A 6,215-nucleotide genomic window follows, 5' to 3' on the forward strand; every position below is an offset into this window, starting at 1 on the left:
TTAAAGACGCACGAGTGCGGAGCGGTAAAATTTGCCTCGAAATTTTGAGGCTACGGCAAAATTTTACCGCTAAAGTTGTGAGTCATAATAAAACTACACTAAGACTGCGCTGAAATCTCGCGACGTAATAAAATATACGCTCTAACCGCGCACGCCGCGCTATTTGCGCAAATTTTAAAATTCCGCAGCGAATGAAATTTTACGCTGTAAAATTCCGCGAGTTTAAATTTCTTGCCGGAGTGAAATTTGATGCTGCAAATTCTATCGCAAAAATTCTGCGCTTTGAAATTTTAAATCTACGAATCCCGCTTCCGCGTCGCGTCGAATTCGCTTTATTTCCACTAAAACTTCAGCCCCGCTACCCGCTCGCGCATCCGTTCGAGCTGCTCATAAAACTCGCCCGAGTAGGCGAAATTTCTCTCTATCGCGCCCATTTTGCCGACGCTTACGAAGCGCCCCAAAGGCACTCCCGATCTATCCGCGACGCAGCAGGCGAGCGTGCCGCAGGTATCAAAAAGAATGTATTTTATGATCTTTACGATCCCTGCAGCGGGCGCCAAATACGCCGACGTGCCCAGTAGCTCGCCGATCTGCGCGCCGGCGCGTTTGGTATTTTGTACCGCGCGCGCGAAAATTTCATCCGAAATTTCAAATCCCAGCTCGTTTTTAAGCGCGATCATCTCTTCGCTATGCGGGCCCACGACCGCGCTTCTCATCGATGAAATTTCCTTGCCGCTCGCTCGCGCGAGTTCAAATTTAAGCCGCGCGCCGTCTAGCTCGCCCGCCATGCCGATGACGCGCTCCTTTGCAAACCCGCTGGCCTGCAGCGCCGCATAGACCATCATATCAAGCGGATTGGTAACGACGACGATGATGGAGCCTGGCGCGTATTTTGCGGCATCTCGCGCACATTGCGCGACGATGGCGGCGTTGCTGCCAAACAGCTCCTCCCTGCTCTGCCCCACCTTTCTTGCATGTCCCGCCGTGATCACGACGATGCCTGCGTCCGCTATGTCGCCGGGCTCCGTACTGCCGCTTATGCGCAGGTCGCGCTCATAAACCGCCGCCGTATGGGCTAGATCGAGTGCCTTGCCGCGCGCGATCCGCTCTACCGCATCCACAAGCGCGATGCTATCTATCTTTTGGCTCAAAGAATCGCTTACGATAAGATCGTTCGCTACCGCTGCGCCGATATTTCCGGCGCCAAATATCGCTATTTTCATTGTTATCTCCCAAATATCGGCCCGCATTTTTATAACTGCGGGGTTTAAATTTTAAAATTTAAAGACAAAATTTCGTTTTTTAAATTTAATGCCGAAACGGCTTTAAATTTTACCTCTGCGCCTTTACGTTGCGCTCATGCTCGGCTTGCGTGCGCGCAAAATCGTGGAGCCCCGTCTTTTTATTTCGCATAAAATACAGATACTCGCTCTTTGCGGGCGCGAAAACGGCGCGTATCGCATCGCGAGAGACCACGCACACCGGCTCTTTGGGAAGTCCGTCGTTGAGGTAGGTGTTGTAGTGGCTGGTATCGGTGCGGATGCGCTGCGGAGTGATCTTGACGTGCGAAAACTCGCCGTAATTCAGCGTGCCGTCCATCTGAAGGCGCATATTTTTGGCTAAGCGGTTGTCGATGACGGAGGCTACGAGGGGCATTTCATCTGCGTTTGCGGCCTCTTTTTGAATGACCGAGGCCTTGATCAGCACCTGCTTCCACGCCGTGGCGTTATAGTCGCCGCTAAGCTCGCGCGACAAGTCTTCGTGGAATTTTTGCGCGCTTGAAACGAGATGATCGATGATATTTTTTTCGCTTTCGTTTTTGCTAATTTTGTAGGTTTCAGGCACCAAAAAGCCCTCGTAAAACGGCGCCGTGGCGTTGTATTCGCGCTCAAGCTCGCTAAAGCTTAGCCCGCGATCTTTCGCCAGCTGTTTTAAAAACACGATCGTAGTCTCGCCCGGGATCAGCTTGATCTCGTTCATCACGGGTTTTGCGACGCTTAGCTCATATAAAAATTGATATTTGGGCAAATTTTCGCTGCTAAGCTCCAGCTCGCCGGTTTTTGCGCCGCCGTAAAAAGAAAGCAGCCTCGCATCGAATTTGCTAAATTTTGGATAGCTCTTTGAGAGTTGCGATAAAATTTTCGTTGAGCTGCCCTGACCTATCTGCACGGTTGTCGCGTTGCCGACGCGCTCGTGTAGATCAAAACCCACGGCTAAAAGCACGATAGCCGCAAGTTCGATACAAATGCACGCCGCTTTGATGAGCTTTATAAAGAATTTCATGCGTTCCTTTCAAAATTTAGCTGAAATTATAGGCAAATAAGCCAAAATTTTGAATAAATTTCATATTATAAGCGCAGTTTTTCGGCACGCCCACTTTAAATTTTGGGGCGGAGTTTTTTGATGAGGCGATGATGTTTAGAACTTTGGCTAGATTTTTTTTGTGCATAACCATACTTTTTATAATCTGTGCGGTAGGCCTAAAGCACGGTATAACGATTTCGCAGCTGGACGTGGGCTTTGCAAAGCTTGAGGGGTTTTATCTCAAGCTAAATAAAGGTCTCGTGCTGCGTATCAAAAATCTTGAAATTACGCAAAATAATACACAAAATTTAGAGCAAAATTCCACCGATCTGCGCACGCAAAGCGAGAAAATTTTGGAATTTAGCAAAAAAATATCGCTCATCAACTCCTTTTTTGAAGAGATCGACGTGCAAAATTTGAAAATCAAGGGTGAAAGTCTAAAGCTAAAATACAAAAGCGACGTTTTTTACGCCGACACGCGGTTTTTTAGGCTAAACTCGAAGATCGCGCCGAGCGCAAACGGGCTAAACTTCGATCCGATCGAGCTTAAACTAAATGATTTTAATCTCACTCTGCACGGCACGGCGCGAGCAAATTTCAGAGCCGATACGTATGATTTTAACGGCGCCTTCGCTTCGCACGAGATCGCGGGCGAGCTTGACGTGCACAATATCGGCTCGGAGCTAAATATCGAGATAAATCGCGCCTCGGCCTTGAGTCTGAAAAATTTTATGAATGAGCTGGGCGCACTTACGGGGCTAAATCCTCTTGCGAACGAGTGGATCTACGGCAAGGCAGTCGCGCAAAACTACTACATCGAAAATCTGCACGCCAAAGTCGATCTAAAAGATCCGCGACCGATCGCCGAAAACGTTAGCGCCACGGCCTACGCGCAGGATCTTACGATAAAATTTCAGCCGCAAATCGAAGCCGTAACGGTGAAAGACGCAAACATCACGCTCAAAAACGATTTTCTAAGCTTCACGCTAAATGAGCCTAAATTTAAAGGCAAAAGCCTGGAGGGAAGCGGCGTGCGTATCGGCGGGCTTTTTGAAGAGAGGCCGATCGTATATCTGGATCTGCGAACCAAGGAGAGCTTGGGCAAGGACCTTATAGCGATCCTGCAAAGCTACGGCATAGACGAGCCCGTATATCCGCTAGGCGGCGGGATCGATGCGCGCGTGCTGATAGACGTGGATGTCGAAAAGGAAAGCGCCAAGGTCGATGCGAACGTGACGCTAAAAGACGCCGATCTGATGATCTCTAAAGCAAAATTTCACTCCAAAGCCGCGCGGGTGCACATCACAGAAAAAAAGATCGACATCAAAGACGCAAATCTGCAAAATGAAATTTTTAACGCCACGGCAAGCGGCAGTATCGATATCGCCACGCGCAAGGCTAAATTTAACGGCACAATCCATAGCTTCAATCTCTCCCCGAACGGCAAAGAAATTTTAAAATTTGGCGACGCGCGAGATAATATGAGCCTTGATTTTAGCGGCAAAGCGCCGGTGCTGAGCTCGCAATTTTTAGGCGCGAAGATGAGCTTTGGCGAGCGGATCGAGATCAGCTCGCCCGATATTAGCGGAATTTTGCCCTTTTCCAAGACGCTTAAAAACGCGGGCATTAGCGGCGGAGATCTTAAAATTTTAACCAGCGATTTTACAAACTTAGATATCAGCAGCAACAATCTAATCTTTGATTTCGGCCTGCTTAACAAGGACGGAAGCCATTATAAAAACGACTCTTTCGCGCTTAGAGTGCGCGGCGGCGATCTGGACGGCTCTAGCGGAAGCGGTAAAATTTCTCTCAAAATCAACAAAGGCGGCAACTTCGTCTCTTTAAAAGACGTGGACGTCGCGATCAATACTAGCGTGCAAACCAGCGAGTTTAATAGCGGCACGAAGGAGCGCTCGCCGATAAATTTCAGCGGACAAAATTCTGCGATCGTGCTATCGGATCTTAATAAGACGCTGAAATTTACGCACTTTAACGGCATGCTGGACGGCAAAAATATGAATTTAAACGCAAGCTTTAAACGCGGCGACGTGAAGTTGATCTTTAAAAAGAGCTTGCTTCAAATTTTTGCGCAAAACATCAGCGGTGAGGCGCTTAATCAATTCCTGGGCTCGCAGAGCTTCGACGGAGGGGTCTTTACGCTGAAAGCAAGCGGCATCGATCCGCGCAACTACCGCGGCGAGATCAACGTGCAAAACACCTATCTGAAGGACTACATCATCTATCAAAGGCTGCTTAGCTTTATAAACTCGGTACCGTCGCTGCTTACGTTTAAGACGCCCGATTTCAACGATCGCGGCTTTAGCGTGCAGAAGGGCAAAATTTACTTTCGCCGTAGCGGCGATAAAATTTATATAAACGCGATGAACTTTACCGGCAGTAGCGCCGACATCGCGGGCAACGGCGAAGTGGATATGAAAAGCGGCGCGCTGAATATAGATCTGGAGCTTAAATACCTCAAAGACGCAAGCTCGATAATCTCAAAAATCCCGCTACTAAATCATATCATCTTGGGCGAAAACAATACGATCTCCACGATCATCGAGATTCGCGGCACGATGAAAAAGCCTACCTACTCGACTGGCGTTGCGACCGACGTGCTAAAAACGCCTTATAATCTCATCAAAAACACGCTGATGCTGCCTTTTGTGATCTTCGGCGACAGCGAGGAGAGCAAATGAAATTCCCGCTCGATTACAAGGATAGCTTTGAAAAATCGCTGCTGTTTTGGCTCGTAAAATTCGTGCGCTACAAGCTAAGCGCGCTATCGAATAAGGAGCTGAAAAACGACGCGCTGTTTCGTCGCGCGAGCCTGGCGCTAAATCACGAGGTAGCAAGTATCGGCGAACTCGAGCGGCTCGCAAAAGATGCGCGAAACGCAGGCCTTACCGGCATCAACACCTACTTCAATCCGCTTAAAAAATTTTACGAAGCGATCATGCAGTACGGTCTTGAGAGTATGAAAAATATCGACGAGGAGCTTTTGAGCGAAATTTTAGCCTCGATTACGGGCGGGCTAAGCGATGCGAGCAAAAAAAACTACCGTATCGCCGTGATAAATTTTTTCGGCTTCATCGACCGCCAAAACGAGCAGGACGGCACCTCACATAACTTCGGTATCGAGCTTAAGCACTGGGGCGGCATTAGCGGCAGCCGCGGCACGAAGCTTCCGGAGTTTATGAGCGAGGAGGAGCTGAAGCGGTTTTTGGACGCGATAAATCTAAGCGAGTTTCCCTCCTTTGCCCACCGCAACCGCCTGATCGTAAAAATCATCGTCTACACCGGCATCCGCGTGGGCGAGGCGATAAATTTAAAGCGCAAAGATATCGCGCCCGAGGGCGATCTTTTCGTCATCCGAATCCGCGGCAAGGGCAACAAATACCGCATCGTAATGATCAAGCGCCACCTGATCGAGGAGCATCTAAACGCGCTGGAGACGAACTTTGCAAACAAAGAGGGCTATCTTTTCGTCACCAAAAACGGCGCGCCGCTTACTCAGGCCTACGTCAGCGGCATCGTGGAGAAAATTTTAATGAGCGCGGGCATCCGCAAGGAAAAAAATGGTGCCCACATGCTGCGCCACACCTTCGCGACGATGCTTTACAAAAAACAAAAGGACCTCGTGCTCGTCCAGGAAGCCCTCGGCCACGCGAGCCTAAATACTTCGCGCATCTACACCCACTTCGACAGCGACAAACTGCGCCTTGCGGCGAAGGTCGCGGAGGAATTCGAGGAGTGAAATTTTAAAATTTGAGGTAGCGAGAGGCTTGCTTGAGCGAGATTTTTTAAATCTCGTTTTGATGCGGCTTTGAAATCGTTTTTTATGAAATTTATTTTCTAAAAAATTTGGAATTTTGTTTTGAAAAATTCTGAAATTTGTTTTTCATACTAGC

General features: G+C 48.7%; 4 protein-coding genes. 2 read left to right on the top strand and 2 right to left on the bottom strand.

Annotated features, from left to right (window positions below; translation table 11 throughout):
* Positions 1 to 341: 341 nt before the first annotated feature.
* Both Q0620_RS01395 and mltG read right to left on the bottom strand, forming a co-directional pair.
* Positions 342 to 1,223, bottom strand: coding sequence for a malate dehydrogenase (locus tag Q0620_RS01395; protein WP_298782903.1), 882 nt, complete (start codon positions 1,221 to 1,223; stop codon positions 342 to 344).
* 109 nt (positions 1,224 to 1,332) lie between these two features.
* Positions 1,333 to 2,283, bottom strand: coding sequence for an endolytic transglycosylase MltG (mltG, locus tag Q0620_RS01400; RefSeq protein WP_298782904.1), 951 nt, complete (start codon positions 2,281 to 2,283; stop codon positions 1,333 to 1,335).
* 128 nt (positions 2,284 to 2,411) lie between these two features.
* Between mltG and Q0620_RS01405 the strand changes: the two genes are divergently transcribed.
* Together Q0620_RS01405 and Q0620_RS01410 are read left to right on the top strand one after the other, a co-directional pair.
* A complete protein-coding gene (locus tag Q0620_RS01405; protein ID WP_298782905.1) occupies positions 2,412 to 5,003 on the top strand; it encodes an AsmA-like C-terminal domain-containing protein in 2,592 nt (863 codons plus the stop codon).
* Entirely contained in the window at positions 5,000 to 6,061 is a 1,062-nt protein-coding gene (locus tag Q0620_RS01410; protein WP_297924049.1) for a tyrosine-type recombinase/integrase, read from the top strand. The genes Q0620_RS01405 and Q0620_RS01410 overlap by 4 nt, the downstream gene beginning before the upstream one ends.
* The last annotated feature ends 154 nt before the right edge of the window (positions 6,062 to 6,215 follow it).

The sequence above is a fragment of the uncultured Campylobacter sp. genome (assembly GCF_938017615.1).
GTDB lineage: Bacteria > Campylobacterota > Campylobacteria > Campylobacterales > Campylobacteraceae > Campylobacter_B.

Excerpts from the sequence above, each read along its gene's own strand:
- Q0620_RS01395 (WP_298782903.1), bottom strand. The coding sequence starts at position 1,223 with ATGAAAATAGCGATATTTGGCGCCGGAAATATCGGCGCAGCGGTAGCG.
- mltG (WP_298782904.1), bottom strand. The coding sequence starts at position 2,283 with ATGAAATTCTTTATAAAGCTCATCAAAGCGGCGTGCATTTGTATCGAA.
- Q0620_RS01405 (WP_298782905.1), top strand. The coding sequence starts at position 2,412 with ATGATGTTTAGAACTTTGGCTAGATTTTTTTTGTGCATAACCATACTT.
- Q0620_RS01410 (WP_297924049.1), top strand. The coding sequence starts at position 5,000 with ATGAAATTCCCGCTCGATTACAAGGATAGCTTTGAAAAATCGCTGCTG.